This window comes from Cytobacillus sp. FSL K6-0265, from assembly GCF_038003465.1.
Lineage (GTDB): Bacteria > Bacillota > Bacilli > Bacillales > Cytobacillaceae > Cytobacillus > Cytobacillus stercorigallinarum.
The window spans coordinates 1288725-1309199 of record NZ_JBBOPE010000001.1; the positions used below are offsets into that span (position 1 = coordinate 1288725).

At 36.4% G+C, this 20475-nt stretch carries 16 protein-coding genes; 13 read left to right on the top strand and 3 right to left on the bottom strand.

From position 1 onward, the window contains the following. The first annotated feature begins 50 nt into the window (after positions 1–50). The 11 genes from mutY (at position 51) to nikC (ending at position 11343) form a co-directional block, all read left to right on the top strand. Complete coding sequence (mutY, locus tag MHH73_RS06590) at positions 51–1163, top strand: A/G-specific adenine glycosylase (protein WP_191817170.1); 1113 nt, start codon at positions 51–53, stop codon at positions 1161–1163. A gap of 74 nt (positions 1164–1237) precedes the next feature. Beyond that, positions 1238–1990: an enoyl-[acyl-carrier-protein] reductase FabL gene (gene fabL, locus MHH73_RS06595; protein WP_191817171.1), complete on the top strand. Its 753-nt coding sequence runs from the start codon at positions 1238–1240 to the stop codon at positions 1988–1990. An 85-nt stretch (positions 1991–2075) separates the two neighbouring features. Then, on the top strand, positions 2076–2231 hold the full coding sequence (locus MHH73_RS06600) for a gamma-type small acid-soluble spore protein (RefSeq protein WP_191817172.1): 156 nt from the start codon (positions 2076–2078) through the stop codon (positions 2229–2231). A 179-nt stretch (positions 2232–2410) separates the two neighbouring features. Further along, complete coding sequence (locus tag MHH73_RS06605; protein ID WP_191817173.1) at positions 2411–2677, top strand: YgaB family protein; 267 nt, start codon at positions 2411–2413, stop codon at positions 2675–2677. 261 nt (positions 2678–2938) lie between these two features. Further along, complete coding sequence (gene ntdP, locus MHH73_RS06610; RefSeq protein ID WP_095370002.1) at positions 2939–3469, top strand: nucleoside tri-diphosphate phosphatase; 531 nt, start codon at positions 2939–2941, stop codon at positions 3467–3469. A gap of 167 nt (positions 3470–3636) precedes the next feature. Next, positions 3637–5385, top strand: coding sequence for an ABC transporter ATP-binding protein (locus tag MHH73_RS06615; RefSeq protein ID WP_318245530.1), 1749 nt, complete (start codon positions 3637–3639; stop codon positions 5383–5385). A gap of 372 nt (positions 5386–5757) precedes the next feature. After that, positions 5758–6750, top strand: a complete 993-nt coding sequence (locus MHH73_RS06620) for an ABC transporter ATP-binding protein (RefSeq protein WP_191817174.1) — start codon at positions 5758–5760, stop codon at positions 6748–6750. Further along, entirely contained in the window at positions 6747–7730 is a 984-nt protein-coding gene (locus tag MHH73_RS06625; protein WP_191817175.1) for an ABC transporter ATP-binding protein, read from the top strand. Before MHH73_RS06620 ends, MHH73_RS06625 begins: the two co-directional genes overlap by 4 nt. 17 nt (positions 7731–7747) lie before the next feature. Continuing rightward, complete coding sequence (locus MHH73_RS06630; RefSeq protein ID WP_191817176.1) at positions 7748–9346, top strand: ABC transporter substrate-binding protein; 1599 nt, start codon at positions 7748–7750, stop codon at positions 9344–9346. Between the two features lie 79 nt (positions 9347–9425). Then, positions 9426–10430, top strand: a complete 1005-nt coding sequence (locus MHH73_RS06635; protein WP_191817177.1) for an ABC transporter permease — start codon at positions 9426–9428, stop codon at positions 10428–10430. Positions 10431–10473: 43 nt separating this feature from the next. Beyond that, positions 10474–11343 (top strand): nickel transporter permease, encoded by an 870-nt coding sequence (nikC, locus tag MHH73_RS06640; RefSeq protein ID WP_318245531.1) that lies wholly within the window; start codon positions 10474–10476, stop codon positions 11341–11343. 55 nt (positions 11344–11398) lie between these two features. Here nikC and MHH73_RS06645 read toward each other — a convergent pair whose 3' ends face one another. The 3 genes from MHH73_RS06645 to MHH73_RS06655 all read right to left on the bottom strand — a co-directional run bounded on the left by MHH73_RS06645 (position 11399) and on the right by MHH73_RS06655 (position 19057). Further along, positions 11399–12484, bottom strand: a complete 1086-nt coding sequence (locus MHH73_RS06645) for an FUSC family protein (protein WP_191817178.1) — start codon at positions 12482–12484, stop codon at positions 11399–11401. Between the two features lie 461 nt (positions 12485–12945). Then, the gene (locus MHH73_RS06650; protein ID WP_341065664.1) at positions 12946–17415 is read right to left on the bottom strand and encodes a glutamate synthase-related protein; all 4470 of its coding nucleotides are present in this window, start codon (positions 17413–17415) and stop codon (positions 12946–12948) included. A gap of 346 nt (positions 17416–17761) precedes the next feature. Continuing rightward, positions 17762–19057 carry a glutamate-1-semialdehyde 2,1-aminomutase gene (locus MHH73_RS06655; RefSeq protein WP_341065667.1) on the bottom strand — a complete coding sequence of 432 codons (1296 nt, stop codon included), beginning with the start codon at positions 19055–19057 and terminating at the stop codon, positions 17762–17764. A gap of 169 nt (positions 19058–19226) precedes the next feature. Between MHH73_RS06655 and MHH73_RS06660 the strand changes: the two genes are divergently transcribed. Both MHH73_RS06660 and bcp read left to right on the top strand, forming a co-directional pair. Beyond that, the gene (locus tag MHH73_RS06660) at positions 19227–19643 is read left to right on the top strand and encodes an ion channel (protein WP_224935704.1); all 417 of its coding nucleotides are present in this window, start codon (positions 19227–19229) and stop codon (positions 19641–19643) included. Positions 19644–19719: 76 nt separating this feature from the next. Then, the gene (gene bcp, locus MHH73_RS06665) at positions 19720–20190 is read left to right on the top strand and encodes a thioredoxin-dependent thiol peroxidase (RefSeq protein WP_191817180.1); all 471 of its coding nucleotides are present in this window, start codon (positions 19720–19722) and stop codon (positions 20188–20190) included. Positions 20191–20475 lie beyond the last annotated feature (285 nt).

Below are 20475 nucleotides of genomic sequence, written 5' to 3' on the forward strand. Positions count from 1 at the left end.
TTAGTATATTCCCTAATTAACATAGTTTCAAATCATGGAGGTTAAAAAAAATGAACAATTCTCAACTAAAAGATAATCCTATAGATATTTATGCATTTCAACAGGATTTATTATCTTGGTTTGAAAAAGAGCAAAGAGACCTACCATGGAGAAAGGATAAAGATCCATATAAAGTATGGGTGTCTGAAATAATGCTCCAACAAACAAGAGTCGACACCGTTATCCCATACTTTTTACGTTTTATGGAGGCATTTCCTACAGTAAAAGATCTTGCAGAAGCGGAAGAAGAAAAGGTGCTGAAACTTTGGGAAGGTCTTGGTTATTATTCAAGGGCAAGAAATTTACAATCTGCAGTAAGAGAAGTACATGAACAGTATGACGGTGTCGTACCTAACAATATTAAGGATATTTCTGCATTAAAAGGGGTTGGCCCTTACACTGCTGGTGCGATATTAAGTATTGCTTATGGCGAGCCAGAACCTGCAGTTGATGGCAACGTGATGCGTGTTCTTTCGCGTATTCTCATGATCGAGAATGATATTGCTAAAGCTTCTTCGCGTAAAATTTTTGAAGCAGCAGTAAGAGAGTTAATTTCTCATGACAACCCATCGTATTTCAATCAAGCTTTAATGGAGTTAGGTGCCCTCATATGTACACCAACTTCCCCCTCTTGCTTATTATGCCCGGTGAGGGATCATTGTCATGCTTTTTATGAAGGTAAGCAAGCGGAATTACCTGTAAAAACAAAAAAGGCGAAAAATAAGCATGTACAGATTGCATCCGCTATTCTCGCTAATAGTAAGGGTGAGCTATTAATCCGCAAAAGATCAAACAAAGGATTATTAGCCAATCTATGGGAGTTTCCGAATGAAGAAATTCACCTTCAAATCGAATCAGATAAACAGCAACTCCAAAATCAATTATCGAAGTCATACGATACGCATGTAAAAATAAATCAGCGGATTGGTCAGCTCGATCATGTGTTTACGCATCTTACATGGCATATCAATTTGTATGAAGGTGAAATTCATTCAGTGACCGAAACAGACAATGTAAAGTTAGTACCTTTAGAAGATATAAAAAAATATCCATTCCCCGTCTCCCATCAAAAAATGTTCATGCAGTATATGCAGCATAAGGGTAAGGTATTAGCGGATGAATGAGATTGTCAATCATAACACAACAAGATAAAATGGATAAGATGGAAGAAATGGACATTGAAAGGAGCAAGTTTTAGATGAATGAAAGAAAAGTTGCACTAATTACAGGAAGTAGTAGAGGTATTGGTAAAGCTACTGCATTGAGACTTGCACAAGAGGGGTATGATATTGTTTTAAACTATGCTCGTAGCCGTTCACAAGCGGAAGAAGTCGCAGCGGAAATCGAATCATTAGGAAGAAAGGTATTAACAATTAAAGCAAATGTCGGTGATAATGAAAAAATAAAATCGATGTTTGCTCAAATAGATGAAACTTTTGGCCGTCTAGATGTTTTTATTAGTAATGCTGCATCCGGCGTACAAAGACCTATTATGGAACTTGAGGAATCTCATTGGAATTGGACAATGAATATTAATAGTAAAGCATTGTTATTTTGTGCAAAAGAAGCAGCTAAATTAATGGACAAAAATGGCGGTGGAAAGATTGTCAGCATTAGCTCACTAGGTTCTATACGCTATCTGGAAAATTATACTGTAGTCGGTGTTTCTAAAGCGGCTGTAGAGGCTTTAACAAGATACTTAGCTGTTGAATTAGCGCCGAAAAATATATGTGTGAATGCCGTTTCAGGTGGAGCGGTGGATACAGAGGCATTAAAACATTTTCCAAATAGAGAAGAGTTGTTAGCTGATGCAAGTGAAAAAACGCCAGCTGGTAGAATGGTCTCTATTGATGATATGGTTAATTCGGTCATGTTTTTAGTATCTGACGATGCCAGCATGATTCGCGGACAAACGATAATCGTGGATGGTGGCATCTCTTTATTAGTTTGATTTAATATTCGGAATATAATTACTTCGAAAAAACAGGATAATATCTCTCGCTCTGGTTAAATTAAGGAGCGTGGAGGTGATTAGGATGGCTAAAAAGCAAAATCAACAACAACAAAACCAACAACAATATAATCAAGAATTTGCGAGTGAAACAAACGCTCAAGAAGTAAGACAACAAAATCAACAAGCTGAAGCTCATAAGCAAAAAGCGAAAAACCAAAACAACCAAAATCAACAATAGTTCTTCATTAAAAGGCGCTCCTTTTTTCAAAGGGGTGCTTTTTTAAATGTTAACTTAGAGATTGAATATAACTTTACTATTTCGACAAAAGTTCTATCTCCTCAACAAGAATCTGCAAAGGAATCAATACAAAAAAGATAGAATAGTTTAGAAAAGACTTTAAAGGCTGGTGTATTTTTATGAATGAATTTCAAGCATTGGTTGAAGAACAAATGAAAACAATGGATCATTTACTTTATTTACAAAGTGAAGTGGAGCGATGTCATGAACTTCAAAATGAACTATCCCGTTTGCGCTCTACAACAACTGTAAGCGATATTCACTGTGAAATCGAAAAAATGAATAATGAATTAAATGAAATCGTGGCCTTATTTGAACAGCAAACGGACGAAGTTGTTAAATTATTTCGCAAACAAAATATTAAAAATGCGAAGATTATCGTTTAGTAAACATATGTTAAAGGCAAGAATGATACAATAGGTTGAGCGTTACATAAATAATTACTGCTGAATCTACCGACAATTAAGCTGTCTTTGTTTTAAAATTCATTTTTTAACGTTATAATAAATAGAAAATAGGATCTGCACTTTGTTACCTTTGATCATCAATCAACTTATCGGGAGCATTATAAAAGGTAATAAGTTTGAGAGAATGTCCTTTTTAATAAAAGGTTCCAAAGCTTCCAGAAAGGAAAGTAGGGGAAAAGAATGGCGGTACCCATAGAAGGTGAACCGGTACAAATTCATAGTTATAAACATAATGGGCACATCCATCGCGTCTGGGAAGAGTCAACAATCCTTAAAGGTACGCAAAACTTAATTATTGGAGCAAATGATCGTACAATGGTTACTGAATCAGATGGTCGAACATGGATTACGAGAGAACCGGCAATCTGTTATTTTCACTCACAATATTGGTTTAATATTATCGGAATGCTGAGAGAAGATGGCGTGTACTATTATTGTAATTTAAGCTCTCCGTTCATATACGATGGAGAGGCGGTTAAGTATATTGACTACGATTTAGATATTAAAGTTTTTCCTGATATGACCTTTAATTTATTGGATGAAGATGAATATGAGCGTCATCGACAAGAAATGCGTTACCCCACACCGATTGATAAAATCTTGTGGGCAAATGTGGACAAGTTGATATTCTTAATTAGACAACGAAAAGGTCCTTTTGCACCGGATTTTGTGGATGGTTGGTATGAAAGATACTTAACTTACCGAAGATAAAATGTTTTATTTGCGCCTGTTGATATGATAACAACAGGTTTTTATTTGGCATGAAAAATATATGTATCTTTACATAAGGAATATCTAGAAGGCTTGACGAAGAAATGAATTCAGGACAATCTGGATAGATTATAAGATAACAGAACAAAAAGGGTGACAGGCTAAAATTGAACATAATTAAAAGATATATGCGTTTTGTTAAGCCGTATCGCCTACAGATTTTCTTAACGATACTGATTGGTATTGTGAAATTTGCAATACCATTATTAATCCCGCTGTTAATTAAATATGTAATCGATGATATAGTCGGAAATGATGCGCTTACACAACCTGAAAAAATGACACAACTTTTAACGATTATGGGTATGATGTTGATTATTTTTGTGATTGTAAGACCACCTGTAGAATATTATCGGCAATACTTCGCACAATGGGTAGCGAGCAAAATTTTATATGATATTAGAGATAAGCTTTTTACTCATATTCAAAAATTAAGCTTTAAATTTTATGCGAATAATCGATCGGGTGAAGTGATATCTAGAATCATAAATGATGTAGAGCAAACAAAGAATTTTGTTGTTACAGGACTGATGAATTTGTGGCTGGATATGGCCACAATTATTATAGCCGTTGCAATTATGTTTACGATGAATGTTAAATTAACGCTTGTATCCCTTATTTTAATGCCGTTTTATGCATTAAGTGTAAAATACTTCTTTGGGAATTTACGAAAGTTAACAAGAGATCGATCACAAGCTTTAGCTGAGGTTCAAGGTTATTTACATGAAAGAGTTCAAGGAATGGCCGTTATTAAAAGCTTTGCCACAGAAGATCATGAACAAAAAAATTTCATGAAGCATAACAGTAAATTTTTATCAAAGGCGATTGACCATACGAAGTGGAACGCAAAAGCATTTGCAGTTGTGAATACAATTACTGATATTGCTCCTCTGCTAGTAATTGCCTTTGCTGGATATCAAGTAATACAAGGTCAAATCACTCTAGGTGTGATGATGGCTTTTGTAGCCTATATTGACCGTTTATATAATCCACTTAGAAGGCTAGTCAATTCATCGACAACATTGACACAATCTATCGCTTCAATGGATCGTGTGTTTGAATTAGTTGATGAAAAATATGATATTGATGATAAAGAAAATGCTATCCCTTGTAGAAATGTAGCTGGTCATATTGAGTTTAAAGATGTTCATTTTAAATATAATAACGAAGATGGTGCTGTTCTTCGTCATATTAATTTAGATGTGAAACAAGGGGAAACCATCGCTCTTGTTGGAATGAGTGGTGGAGGAAAATCTTCACTCGTTAGTTTAATTCCCCGCTTTTATGATGTTTCAAGTGGGCGAATTTTACTTGACGGTGAAGATATTCGTTCGTTTCAAGTAAGAAGTTTACGAGATCAAATTGGTATGGTCCTACAAGATAATATACTATTTAGTGAATCAGTAAAAGCAAATATATTACTCGGGAAGCCTGATGCAAGTGATGAAGAGGTCATTAGAGCCGCAAAGGCAGCTAATGCCCATGGATTTATAATGGATTTGCCTGAAGGGTATGAAACGAAAGTGGGAGAACGAGGAGTTAAGCTTTCCGGTGGGCAAAAACAACGAATTGCCATTGCGCGTATATTCTTGAAAAACCCTCCAATTCTTATATTAGATGAGGCGACTTCTGCATTAGACTTAGAGAGCGAGCATCTTATTCAAGAAGCATTAAATGATTTGGCAACGGATCGAACGACGTTTATTGTCGCTCATAGATTATCTACAATCACACATGCCGATCGCATTGTTGTCGTTGAATATGGTGAAATCGTAGAGACAGGCACACATGAGGAATTAATGGAGAAGCAAGGTCATTATTATAAGCTTTTCCAAGTACAACAACTTGAATCGTAATGATATACTCTTACTAAATAAATCACATTCATGTAAAATTCTTTTTAGAGTTTTGACATGTATGTGATTTTTAGTTTCAGTTGGATTGGGTTAGCAGCCGAAAACAGGTAGTTCCTAAGATATTCTAAAAAGTGAATGGAGATAAGTTCTGTCACTCCCTTCTCTATAAAATTTATAAATTGCTATTTTATTATATTAATAATTGGAAAATTCGGAATTATATCACAAAACCTTAATAAACTAGCGAAACTTTTAAGAATTATAATTATATTTAAATATTTCTGAAAAAACAATAGACTTATTCTTACATATTTTATAAAATATTAAAAAACGGAGGGAGAATGTAGAAGAAACTGTTAAAGGGGTGACATAGTGACGCAATCTCCGGTATTAGAGGTAAGAAACCTAGAAACTTCGTTTGTAACTAAAGACGGAGAAGTAACCGCCGTCGATCAGGTAAGTTTTACTATTCATAAAGGAGAGGTAATAGGTATTGTTGGTGAATCAGGTTGTGGTAAAAGCGTAACATCATTGTCTATTATGAAGCTTGTGCCGCAACCACCTGGGAAAATAGTTGGCGGGGAAATACTACTTAACGGTGAGAATATAGTAGGGGCAAATGAAAAGAGAATGAGAGAAATTCGTGGTAATGAAATCGCGATGATTTTCCAAGAGCCGATGACTAGCCTCAATCCGCTTTTTAAAATAGGGGAACAAATGACAGAAGGCATCAAAATACATATGAAAAAGTCAAAAAAAGAAGCAAATGAAATTGCGATTAAAATGCTAAAGCTAGTTGGCTTACCAAGAGCTGAGGCGATAATGAAAGAGTATCCTCATCAGTTATCCGGTGGAATGAGACAGCGGGTAATGATAGCCATGGCGCTGTCTTGTAATCCTGAGGTACTAATAGCTGATGAACCAACAACTGCTTTAGATGTAACCATTCAATCGCAAATACTTGGTCTGATGAAAGAGCTAAATAAAACTTTGCAAACTTCTATTATGATGATTACTCATGACCTTGGCGTAGTGGCTCAAATGTGTGAACGTGTCATTGTAATGTACGCAGGACAAGTGGTAGAAGAAGCAAAGGTAGGAGATTTATTTAAGAACCCAAAGCATCCTTATACACAGGGATTATTAAAGTCGGTTCCAGATATTAGAGGGGAGCATTCGAGATTATATTCCATTCCAGGCAATGTACCGAAACCAGGATCCATTACGAAAGGTTGTCGTTTTGCTGAAAGATGTGAATTTGCTCATGAACGCTGCGTAATAGAAGACCCTGTATTGTATAAGGAAGATGGGCAAGAGCATACCGTAAGATGCTTTCTACATGAGAAGAGGAGGGAAGTCTCATGAGTAAAGCCATATTAGAAGTAGAAAATTTAAAAAAATATTTTCCGATTACTGCTGGCGTCTTCAATCGCAAAGTCGCAGATGTAAAAGCAGTAGACGATATTAGCTTTTTTGTTAATGAAGGAGAAACATTAGGGATTGTTGGTGAATCGGGTTGTGGGAAGTCAACAACTGGGCGGATGCTAATGAGATTAATAGAGCCCACCGAAGGAAAGATTTCATTCAACGGCAAAGAAATTACGAAATTATCAGATTATGAAATGAGGAAAATGAGAAAAGACATGCAGATGGTCTTTCAAGATCCATTTGCTTCACTCAATCCACGTCACTCAGTCGAACAAATATTAGAAGAACCGTTAATTGTTCATGGGATTGGAGATAAAGTTACACGGAAGAAGCAAGTAAGAGAGATGCTTGAAGTTGTCGGATTAAGTGGTTATCATGCTAAACGCTATCCTCATCAATTTAGTGGTGGGCAAAGACAACGGATTGGAATTGCACGCGCATTAATGACTAAACCAAAATTAATTATTGCGGATGAACCTGTGTCTGCTCTGGATGTATCCATACAGGCACAAGTATTAAATTTATTAGAAGACTTACAGAAAGAATTCGGTCTAACCTATATATTTATTGCTCATGACCTAGGGGTGATAAAACATATTAGTGACCGTGTAGGGGTTATGTATTTAGGAAGAATGGTTGAATTAACAACCGCTAAACAATTGTATGATAAGCCACTTCATCCATATACAGAAGCACTTCTAAGTTCCGTTCCGGTACCTGATCCAGAAATAGCTGTTGCTCAGGAAGTGCTATCTGGAGATATCCCTAACCCTGCTGATCCACCAAACGGTTGTGCATTCCATACGAGATGTTCAAAATGTATGGAGATTTGTAAGCAAGAACGACCACTTTTGCAGGAAATAGAAGATGGACATATGGTGGCTTGCCATTTATATGAAAAAGAGCTTGCAAATTAGAAGGGAGAGAATGAGGAATGAAGAAAAAGAAAAGTTTTTGGCTACTTATTGTTTTAATGGTTAGCACGCTTATCTTTGCTGGATGTAATAGTTCTACATCAGGTGATAATGGAGATGAAGGCGGAGAAGCAGATGAAGGAAGCACTGGAGGAACGCTTGTCTTTGGTCGAGGAGGAGATTCAACTTCGCTTGACCCAGCAATTACAACTGAAGGAGAAGCTTTTAAAGTAACGAAAAATATTTTTGAAACCCTTGTTGAATTTGGTGAGCAAGATACGGAGCTTCATCCTGGTCTGGCAACAGAGTGGGAAACGAGTGAGGATGGATTAACTCAAACACTTAAACTTCGTGAAGGAGTTAAGTTCCATGATGGGACAGATTTTAATGCAGAAGCTGTCGTTTTCAACTTCGAACGGTGGATGGCAGGAAATAAAGAACAGTTTTATTATTACAATTCTCAATTTGGAGATAAGGTTGATAGTGTAACAGCAGTTGATGATTATACGGTTGAAGTTAAGTTAAATACTGCAATTGCTCCTTTCTACAAAAACTTAGCGATGTCTCCATTTGGTATTGCAAGTCCAACAGCTATTGAAGAACATGGCGATAAATTCCTTGAAAACCCTGTTGGAACAGGTCCGTTTGTATTCCAAGAATGGAAAAGGAATGACAGAATTACAATCGTTAAGAATGAAGATTATTGGAATAAAGACCTACCTAAATTAGACTCAGTTATTTTTAGATCTATTCCTGAAAACTCGGCAAGACTGAACGCTTTATCTTCTGGAGAAGTTGACTTAATTGATGGTGTGAATTTCAGTGATGTCCAACAAATTGAAGATAATCCAGACTTACAAGTATTTGAGAGACCGACAATGAATGTTGCTTATGTTGGATTAACGAATACGAGGGGTCCATTACAGGAAAAGCTAGTCCGTCAAGCTCTTAACCATGCGGTGAATAAAGAAGAAATCATCAATGCATTCTATGCTGGAGCAGCGGACCCAGCTGTAAACCCAATGCCACCGGTAATCTCTGGTTATAATGATGAAATTGAAGATTATCCATATGATCCAGAAAAAGCAAAAGAATTACTGAAGGAAGCTGGATATGAAGACGGATTTGAGATGGAATTATGGGCAATGCCAGTTCCAAGACCGTATATGCCAGATGGTCAAAAAATAGCTGAAGCACTACAAGCTGATTTTGCTGAAATTGGTGTTAAAGCTAAGATTGTTTCATATGAATGGGGAACATATTTAGAAAAAGCAAATAAAGGAGAAGCTGATTCATTCTTACTTGGATGGACAGGTGATAATGGTGATGCAGATAACTTCTTATACGTATTACTAGATGAAGATGCCATCGGATCAAATAACTACACTTACTATAAAAACAGTGAAGTACATGATTTATTATTAGAGGCGCAAGCAACTACTGATCAAGCGAAACGAGATGAGTTATACAAAGAAGCACAAGTAATTATAAAAGAAGATGCACCATGGATTCCGCTCGTTCATTCACGTCCTATTTTAGCTGGAAAATCTAATATTAAGAATTTCCTACCGCATCCAACAGGTTCTGATTTGCTTTCACATGTGGAAATCAGTCAATAAATAATAGAGGGATAGAAAAGGGAGTGACACACTCCCTTTTCTATTCATCTGATAATAATGTAGTAGTAGAGGTGAGAAGATGTTAACTTACACAGTTAGACGGTTAATTGCATTAATACCTGTTTTATTAGGTTTATCGCTGATTGTTTTTCTAATGATTCGTGCTATCCCGGGTGACCCAGCTCAAATCATATTAGGACAACTAGCTACAGAAGAGGCGATAGAGGCATTAACGATACAACTTGGGTTAGATCAACCGTGGTATATTCAGTATTTTACATATTTAGGGGATTTATTGACTGGTGATTTGGGAGAATCAATCAAAACCAATACAGCGATAAATCAAGAAATTTGGCCATACTTAGCAGCAACTTTAGAGTTATCCTTTTGTGCAATGGTAATTGCCATTTTTATAGGGGTAAATGCTGGTATCATAAGTGCATGGTTTCAACATTCTTGGTTTGATTACATAGCGATGATTTTAGCACTGATTGGTGTTTCAATTCCTATTTTTTGGTTAGGTTTGATGGAACAGTGGTTCTTTTCTATTCAGCTTGATTGGTTACCGACATCTGGCAGGGAAGAGGTTAGAGACCCTGTTACATCTATAACAAATATATATTTAATAGATACATTGATTCAAGGTAGGTTTGATCAATTTGTTGATGTGTTACGACATTTAATTTTGCCAGCTTTTGCATTAGCTACAATTCCGATGGCCATCATTGCTAGAATAACAAGATCTTCCATGCTAGAGGTGATGAAATCTGACTACATTAGAACGGCAAGAGCGAAAGGAATAAGAATGTTTTGGGTTGTGTACAAGCATTCATTAAAAAACGCAGTGATTCCTGTTCTTACAGTGATAGGGTTACAAACAGGCTTATTGTTAGGTGGTGCGATCCTTACCGAAACGATATTTAGTTGGCCGGGTATGGGCAGATATATTTACGATGCGATTAGTGCAAGAGATTATCCTGTCATTCAATCTGGAATATTAGTGATTGCATTTATATTTGTCATGATTAATTTATTCATAGACTTATTGTACGCTGCAATCGATCCGCGAATTAATTATCGTTAAGGGAGGAATAGACGTGGAAGTATCAGTAAATAATAAACCACCTATTCAGCCAAAAAATAATGAAGATAAAGTACAATCGCCTTGGGTGGAGGCGTTACAAAGCTTCATGAAAAACAAAATTGCCTTAGTCGGTACAGGAATAGTTGTTTTTTTTATTCTTTTAGCTATTTTTGCACCATTCATTGCACCACAGGGTATTAATGAGCAAAATATGACAAATAGACTTCAAGAACCATCAGCAGAACATTGGTTTGGTACCGATGATTTTGGACGAGATATTTTTTCGAGAGTGATTTATGGGGCGAGAATATCATTGTGGGTTGGTTTTTTAGCGGTCATGGGTTCAGCTGTTGTAGGTTCTTTATTAGGGATTATAGCGGGGTATTACGGGAGATGGGTTGATACAATTATCTCAAGGATTTTTGATATCATGCTTGCTTTTCCTAGTATTCTTTTGGCGATTGCTATTGTGGCGGTTTTAGGACCATCATTGCAGAATGCATTAATTGCGATAGCAGTTATTAATATTCCTAACTTTGGGAGGTTAATTCGTTCTAAAGTTTTAAGTGTTAAACAAGAGGAGTATATTGTAGCCGCAAAAGCAGTAGGGATGAAAAATAGCCGAATTCTATTTAGACATGTGCTTCCAAATAGTATGGCTCCTATTATCGTTCAAGGAACTTTGGCAATTGGTACGGCTATTATTGAAGCAGCTGCTCTAGGGTTCTTAGGTTTAGGAGCAGAGGCGCCGAATCCTGAATGGGGTAAAATGCTTTCAGACGCAAGGGTATTACTTATCCAAGCACCGTGGACAATGATATTCCCTGGAATTGCTATCATGTTAACAGTTCTTGGCTTTAATTTAATGGGGGATGGATTAAGAGATGCCCTAGACCCGAGGATGAAGAATTAGAATGATTTTGAAGAAAAGGCTATCGGAGCTTTTATATCCGATAGCCTTTTATCTTTTATTGTTCGTCAACGGCTTCATCTAATGTTAAAGAAGAGTCTTCTTTATGGAACCTTTGAAAGCTACTAATAAGACAATTCAATCGCTCCACTTGCTCATTATAATCCATCATTGCAGAGACAATATGCATAGTATGAGCTAATTCTACTTGCCTATCATCTGAAATGAGATGCTGTTGCTCTAAAAAGAGCGTGAAAAGTTCCTTTCTGCTTAAAGTAATATCGCCTTCTTCAAAAACGACTTCAGGTCGAACTTTCCCAATAAATTTTAATACGGCATGTTCATGATAATGAGTAATAATATCTAACTGTTGCTGGATAAGATGTTGAAAATCTTCGGGCATTTCTGCTAGATCATTTTCAAAGCGATGCATCTTTTTTAATGTTTCTAAAGCCTTTTTATTTGCGGCATTCATTTGCCGGTAAATGACTAATTTTCTCGGTTTGGACTGGTTCTTCTTTTTAAAGTAATTACGTTCTTCTTTATATAAAGAAAAAAGTGTATCAATCTTGGTTAATCCTTCTTGCATGGTACGGATATCATTCTTCAATAAATGATGTTCGGAGGCATGCCTTATATTTAAACGAATCCACTTTGTAATTTCTTCGGTTAAATTAGAAATCTTCACATATAACTTCTTCTCATATTTCGGTGGAATAAACACCAGGTTAACAATAAATGCAGAAAATATCCCAAGGATAACTGTCGAGAATCTGAGAATGGCAAACTCGGTAAAGGTATCTCCTGGTGTGACCATAATCGCTACCATTGTAACAAGTGATAAACCGATCGTGTTATCAAGTTTTAATTTTAAGTTAATCGTAATAACCACTATTGCTGCTAAACCAATAATAAGAATATCATGACCGAATAATAGGACAAATAATACCGCGATCACTGCTCCGATTATATTCCCTTGAATTTGTTCAAGTACAGATAAATAAGAACGATAAATCGTTGGTTGCAGTGCGAAAATAGCTGCAATCCCTGCAAAAACAGGAGAAGGGAGTTGAAAAAGTTCTGCTAAAAATAAAGATAGTATGATTGCGATCCCCGTTTTCAGAATGCGGGCGCCAAGCTTCATATTTAAATAATCCTTTCTGCTCAATCATTAGTATGGCTGTCATGATAAACACCCATTCTTACTTTATACGTTTTTTTTCTTTATTAAACAATTATGTACTATACATGGATATTAGTATAAGTTCAATAGACAAATATGAAAAGTCACTAAAATTAATAAAAAATTAAAGTGGTAACATTTAAACGAAGAAATAGAAACACATCAAAAAAGAAGAAGAGGGAGAAATTTGTTGGATGAGCCGAGAATCGCATCAAAAAATCCAGCTAGAGAGAATAATTTAATAGAATCAGGCGCAATATTGGCTAACTTTAAATAGGATTTTATGCAAATATTGTAGCAGGTCGAACCCATTTACACCCGTAGTGAATGAGTCACATAATATCCATAAAGAAACACGAGAAATTCTTCATTAGAATTCCTCGTGTATAAAGTCTATGACAGCAGAATAGATGTATGTTATATCACTCAGTTGAAACAGAAGGGTCTGCTTGCTCTTTAACTGGAACAACTTGCATAAAGTGACTACCTAAATCTGATAAAAGAGCTTTCAAATCATTCGCTTCATCTTCTTGGTTTTGGCCCATCAATAGATTGATATATTTTTCTAATAGTTCTTTTACATCTTCTAACCCATTTTGGTCAAGTTCGGTTACGTTTACTTTTGCACCTTTGGCTATTCTTCTTTCAATGGCCGCTTTTGTTAATCCCATTTCAGGTTGATGTCTTAAGTAGACGACGCCACCTGTCATCCCTGCACAAATCCATGGACCCGGATCACCTAATACAAGGCCGCGACCGTTCGTCATATATTCAAATGCAAATCCTTTAATATTCGCATTTGTACCGATTTTTCCAAATTCCTTCTCTGGAATTGGAGTTGTTAGTTGCCCACCAATAATCATGTCAGCTCCAGATAAACGGATACCAGCTCTTGCATCAGCATTTCCTTGTGCAACGAGAAGTCCGACTTGGGCACCGTAGCCAAAACCTTTTCCAACAGACCCATTATAATACTGCCCATTCTTACCTTTCGATTTGAAAATTAAGATTTGCCCACCGAAGGAAGTTTTACCAATCCCATCTTGCGCACCGCCTGCTACTTCGATGTTTATGCCGAAACTGTTATATGCCCCTAATCCGTTACCAGGGATAGATCCACCATTATATTTGAGATCAACTGGAGGAAGGGTTTTATATGATCCATCTAAGCGTCCTCTTACACGATGACAAGATACACGACTACCAAGTACCCTTTGCTCTGAAGTAACATTAGAGAAGGTACGTGATTGGTGCAATTCTTCTACACTTTTGTCTAGATATTCAGCTCCAACAGCCACTTGTAATTGTGCCTCACTAACTTCTTTAGGTTGCTCATTATTGCTGAGCTGTGAAATTTCTAATGTACGAAGTAAATAATCTAAGTTCAATTGTTCTTTTCCTTTTACTTGTTCAAGTAAATCTGTACGTCCAATAGCGTCTTGTAGATTGCGAATACCGATGCTGCCAGCAAGTGCTTGTAGTTCTTTACCGAAAGCAGAATATAAGTTGACTAATCCTTGGACAGCAGATTCAAATTGACGAGGAACGAATCTTCTTAACCCATGTTCTTTTGCTTCTGCCTCTGAATCAATTTGCGTAGCAATTCCTACATGACAAGTATCTAGATGACAACCACGGCAAGTTGTGCAACCGATGGCTAACATAGATAATGTACCAAAACCAACTCTATTTGCACCAAGTAACATAACTTTTAAAACATCACTAACACTTTTTAAGCCACCATCTGCCCATAGCTCAACATAATCTCTTAATCCAGCTTCTAGTAAGGCGTTATGTGCCGCTTTAACACCAATTTCAACTGGTAATCCAACATGTTGGAGTGCGTGGATTCTAGCTGCACCTGTACCACCATCAAATCCACTTAATGTGATAATATCCGCACCAGCTTTAGCGATACCTACTGCAATTGTACCAATATTAGGCACAACAGGAACTTTAACTGACACTTTCGCTTTATCATTCGCTGTTTTTAATTCATGAATCATTTGTGCTAAATCTTCAATAGAATAAATGTCATGATTATTTGACGGTGAAATTAAATCAGATCCAATTGTTGCATTTCTCGCTTCAGCTATTTTCGCTGTTACTTTAGAGCCTGGTAGATGTCCACCTTCACCAGGTTTGGCTCCTTGGCCGATTTTAATCTCAAGGAGGTTAGAAGAGTTAAGAAGCTCAGCGTTTACACCAAATCGTCCTGAGGCAACTTGCTGGCCTCTAGTGCGAGGATATTTCCCGAGCATATCTTTTATTTCTCCGCCTTCACCATTTAAACTAATCATATTTAGTCTTTCTGCACCTTCTGCATAAGCTCTAAAAGCAATTTCATTCTGCGAACCGAAGGACATAGAAGAAATAACGAATGGTAAGCTATGATCTCCAACAGAAATATTCACATCTTCTGGTGAAATTTTGGTTTCTGATTGTTTAAAATCAGTTAGGTGACGAATGGTTGTTGGGTTCTGATCTTCTTGTTCACTTATCTTTTCACGGTAAGCACCATATTCACCAGTAGACGCAACTTCACCAATTGCTTTCCAAATCCTTGGGAATAGATGGAAGGTTTTCCCGATTCTATTTTTCTCATTAATAAAGTCTTCCGCTCTTAAAAAAGCATCTTCTTGCATATGAACAAAATTGTATTTAAGCTCACCTGAACCAAAGAAATTGATGATGTTTAAATATTCAGCGATTTCTTCATTTATGCCAATGGTTGAGAATAGGCGACCATATCCTCTTAGTTCATGAATTCCGATTGTAGAGATTACTTTTTCCAATCCTTTTGTTAAAGCAGAATATAGGTTAATAAGAGGAGTTATTTCCTCGTTGGCTACAGTTATAAACATATAATATGGGCTAATCAAATCTGCACCTAAACCGTAAGCCGTTATAATATCATGTAATGACCTGATAGAAGCGGAACGTAAAAGTAAAGAACAATCTCTTCTTAGTGTTTCTTTTACTAATGCTTGATCAATGGCAGAAACGACTAAGTGTGGATCCATCCAATAGGAATCTTCTTGATGGGCACTGGCATCATTCAAGACAATAAGGGTTTTACCAGCTTTAACTGATTCAATCGCTTCTTTTGATAAGCGTGAAATCGCCTCTTTGATTGTTTCATCTTTGGAAAAAGTGATAGAAAGATAGGCAATTTTCTTTTGTGCTTGATAATATTCAGTTACTTGATCATAGCTAGGCTGATTGATTTCCTTTACACACTCGTATCCTAATTTTCCTTCTATTAATAATGGTGTTTGTAATTCAAGTACATCTACGGATTCTTCATTATTAAAGAGTGATGGTCTTTTACCGATAATGGTTCTAGTTGAGAAATGTTCTGTTTCTCTATCTCTATCAATAGCAGGGTTAGTAACAACTGCGACACTTTCTTTAATAAAATCAGCGATATTTGTTCTCTCACCATTTAAGGCTGCTAATGGAGCATCATGGCCAAGTGAACGGATAGGTTCCGCACCTTTTTCTGCCATTTGTTCTACTAAGTTTACATGGTCTCTTTCCCATCCGAATGCTTTATATTGACCATTATGAATCTTTGTAGGGAAAGCTATTGTAGTTACTTTATTCAAAATTGGCGCATTTAAACGATTTTTATAATCTTTAACATTTACACGAGAAGAGAAACGATTGAATGTTTCTTCTTGATAATTTTCATGTTCATATTTTTCTAGTTTATTCCCGTTCCATTTGAAACCAACTTTTTCACCAGGAGATAAAGGCTTTGGTTCACTTACATATTCACTCGATGAGATAATCCCTGGTTCAGATGAGAATAAATAAGAGCTTTCAGTCTCTAACATCCAAAGGGGTCTTAATCCAAGGGAGTCGACACTATATACTGCTTCATTTCCGAATCTTGAAATAATTCCGGCAGGACCTTGAGCGAAATGTCCCCAAGCTTCCCTAATATAAGTATATAAATCTTGTAAATGTGGAGGATATGACTTGATTTCATTAATGATTGGAGGGAAGAGTACGTCCATCGCTTCAAATAATGAATAGCCATCTCTACAAATGAGTGTTTCAATTGTTCTGCTTAAATCTTGGGAATCACTACCCCCTCTAACGAGTGGAACATTAATCATTCTAGCTTCGTCACGCAATTTTGCAATCGTATTAATTTCGCCATTGTGCCCTAAGACGGCAAATGGTTGCACACGAAAAAAGCTTGAAAGGGTATTAGTTGAATAACGATTATGGCCAAGTGTCATAGTAGAAGCTACTAATGGATTGGCTAAGTCATGATAATATTTAGGTAAAATATCGCCAGCTCCCATTACTTTATACACAGCATGGAACTGACTAAGGGAAGCTACGTGAATAAATTCATTTTTTTCTGCTTCTACAATGACTTCTAATATCGTTTGATTAAGATCTGCTTCATTTTTATCAACCGTACAGGCAATTTGCCAAAATACCGGGTTCTCTTGAATCGCAATCGGTCCAAGAGCAGAAGAATCTGTCACTTCATCTGATTCGAAAATTAAAGAAAATCCATTGTCATCAAGAAGTTGGCGTACTTCTGTTTTGAAGGTTTCACTTTGTTCATTACGAGTGAAAAAGAGATGACCGACGACGAAATTGGGTGTGTCAACAACTGTTGGATCGATTTGAGCTTTTTTAAGCTTTTCTTTCCAGAGTGTACGGGGGATATCGATATGAATCCCAACGCCATCTCCTTCTCCATTAATAAAACCTGCACGATGGTTCATCGTTACTAATGCATCTATACAACTGAAAATATTTTCACGTGTTGGAATCTTTTCTTTCTCTAATGAAGAAACAATACCACATGCATCGTGTTCTTGATTATTAAAATTTTTGAATTGGGAAGGGGTCCATTGTTGAGTCATAGTATTCGGCTTTTTGAGGCAATGCCTTAAGCCGTTCACCTCCTAGTTTAGTAATGTTTTTGAGGTTGCTAGATTGCTAAGATTTCTAGCGAAGTTAATTGAAATGATATTTAATTAGGTAACGCATTAAAGTGTTTCGGTAACGAAGGAATTATACAGAATATTTACATTATCATATCACATGAATTTTCAGAAATCAATTATTTATACATTTTTATGGATACGAAAAATGTTGAGAATGTATAAAAATGTATAGAAGAATCTATATTTGTAAACGTTTTCATAGTATGTATCAAAAGAAAAAGAGAGCTGGTCGGCTCTCTTTTTCTGTATAAAAAATGAATAATTACTGGTTTGCTAACTCTTCGAAAGAATCATGGACTGCTTGAATGGTAGCGTCAATATCTTCCTCTGTATGAGCAATTGTAAGGAACCATGCTTCATATTTGGAAGGTGCAAGGTTGATGCCTTTATTTAGCATTAATTTGAAGAACTTAGCAAACATCTCACCGTCTGTATTTTCAGCTTGTTCATAGTTCATTACCTTTTCATCAGTAAAATATACGGTTAATGCTCCTTTTAATCGATTGATTGAAATGGAGATATTGAACTGTTTGGCCGCATTCATGATGCCTTCTTCAAGCTTTGCGCCTAATCTATCTAAGTATTCATAAACTCCAGGTTGTTTTAAAATTTCTAAGCATGCAATCCCGGCTAAGATGGATGCAGGGTTTCCAGCCATTGTTCCTGCTTGGTATGCAGGACCTAGTGGAGCAACACTCTCCATAATCTCTTTTTTTCCACCGTAGGCACCAATGGGTAGACCGCCGCCAATAATTTTTCCTAATGCTGTGAGGTCTGGTTGCACACCTAATAAATCCTGTGCACCTCCAAAGTGAAAACGAAAAGCGGTAATCACTTCATCATATATAACGAGTGAACCATGTGCATGACTTATCTCGTTTACCTTTTCCAAAAACCCTGGTAAAGGCTCGACAATACCGAAATTACCTACAATCGGCTCTACTAAAACACCGGCAATCTCATGTCCCCATTTGTCCATTGCTTGTCTAAATGGATCAATGTCATTAAAAGGAACGGTGATTACTTCTTTTGCAATCGATTCAGGTACTCCGGCAGAATCAGGTGTACCAAGAGTTGATGGCCCAGAACCAGCCGCAACTAATACTAAATCTGAATGTCCGTGATAACAACCGGCAAATTTAATTATTTTATCTTTTCCTGTATAAGCTCTTGCAACTCTTATGGTTGTCATTACAGCTTCGGTGCCGGAATTCACAAACCTTACTTTTTCTAAATTAGGCATCGCCTCTTTCAGAAGTTTAGCGAAGTCTACTTCATACGGAGTCGGTGTGCCAAATAGTACACCTCTTTCAGCAGCTTCTTTAATGGCATTCGTTATATGGGGGTGAGCGTGTCCTGTAATAATGGGACCGTACGCTGCTAAATAATCAATATATTGATTACCATCCACATCAAAAAAGTAAGCGCCTTGGCCTCTCTCCATTGCGACAGGTGATCCTCCACCAACAGCTTTATAAGATCGGGATGGGCTGTTTACGCCTCCTACAATATGTTCAACAGCTTCTTTATGTAGTCGTTCGGAATTGATAAAATGCATCAATATTCCTCCTTAAGTAATATAATTTCCATATATATTTTAACATGTAAGTTATCGATCTGTTAAAAGCAAAATATTTTCATATCTATCGTTAGTAAGACAACTTGTCATACTCTCAAAAGGTTGAACGTATAATGGTAATACCGTCACGAGAGAGGTGAGGTTAGTCGTGCTATTTTTTTTCGTTATTTTTACTGTTACATTATGTATTTTTATGAGTATGCAAAGCCTTTTAACACCTAAAAGAACGAAGGGAAGATGGGTGTCATTAGATAACTTTTTTTATTTAATCTGTCTTTATGCTACGATTTTAATTGCTTTTGGGTTAATATATATTATTCTCGATTTAAATGGGCATGTTGTGTTAATAGATGAAACAAGCTATGGGGGGATCAATTTTTTAGATCGTCTTGCATCGGGTTTTTATTTTAGTGCTGTTACTCTTTTTTCATTAGGTTATGGAGATGTTATACCAGTTGGCTTAGGCCGTATGGTAGCGATGGTTGAAGCGCTGATAGGCTATGTTATTCCAACTGCTTTTGTTGCAAGAGTTGTTTTTAATATTGATAATAAGAATGATCAATGAGAAGAAGGGTGTTTACTTGTATTTCACTCTTATTTTTTATAGTCTAAAAAAAACATGTTCAAGGAGTGAGTTATATATGAGTATAGAACTTGGAGAAAAAGCGCCCACATTTACATTAGAAGGAAGTAATGGAGAGGTTGTTAATCTAGAAGATTTTCGAGGGAAGAATGTCATCTTATATTTTTATCCTAAAGATATGACACCTGGTTGTACAACTGAGGCATGTGATTTCCGTGATAAGCATAATGATTTTTCTGACGTGAATACGGTGATTATTGGTGTTAGTCCTGATCCAATTAAACGTCATGAGAAATTTATTGAGAAACATGAATTACCATTCCTTTTGCTTGCAGATGAAAACCATGAAGTTGCAGAAAGTTACGGGGTTTGGAAGTTGAAAAAGAATTTTGGTAAAGAATATATGGGTATAGAACGCTCTACGTTTGTGATTGACGAGGAAGGTAAATTAATAAAAGAGTGGCGAAAGGTGAAAGTAAAAGGACATGTAGAAGATGCATTGCTTTTCTTGCAAAATAGAAAAGGTTAGACTTTTGAATACCATGATAATAACTTGCCCATTTTAATGAATTTAAGGCTTTTGTCCACGCAAGAGAAGCCAGTTTGAATATGATTAAACTAGGGCATACCTCCTCAAATATATTTTCCGGACTTTTAAATGAGTCCGGAATTTTTTTATAACTGACGGGCTAAATTTGTCTATTGTAGGAAGTAAAAAAACAGAAGTATTTACAACGTTCATTTTTATAAAACAAGATGGAATATTAAATGAGTTTAGTCTATATGATAAAATAAGAAAAACATACTTCTTGAA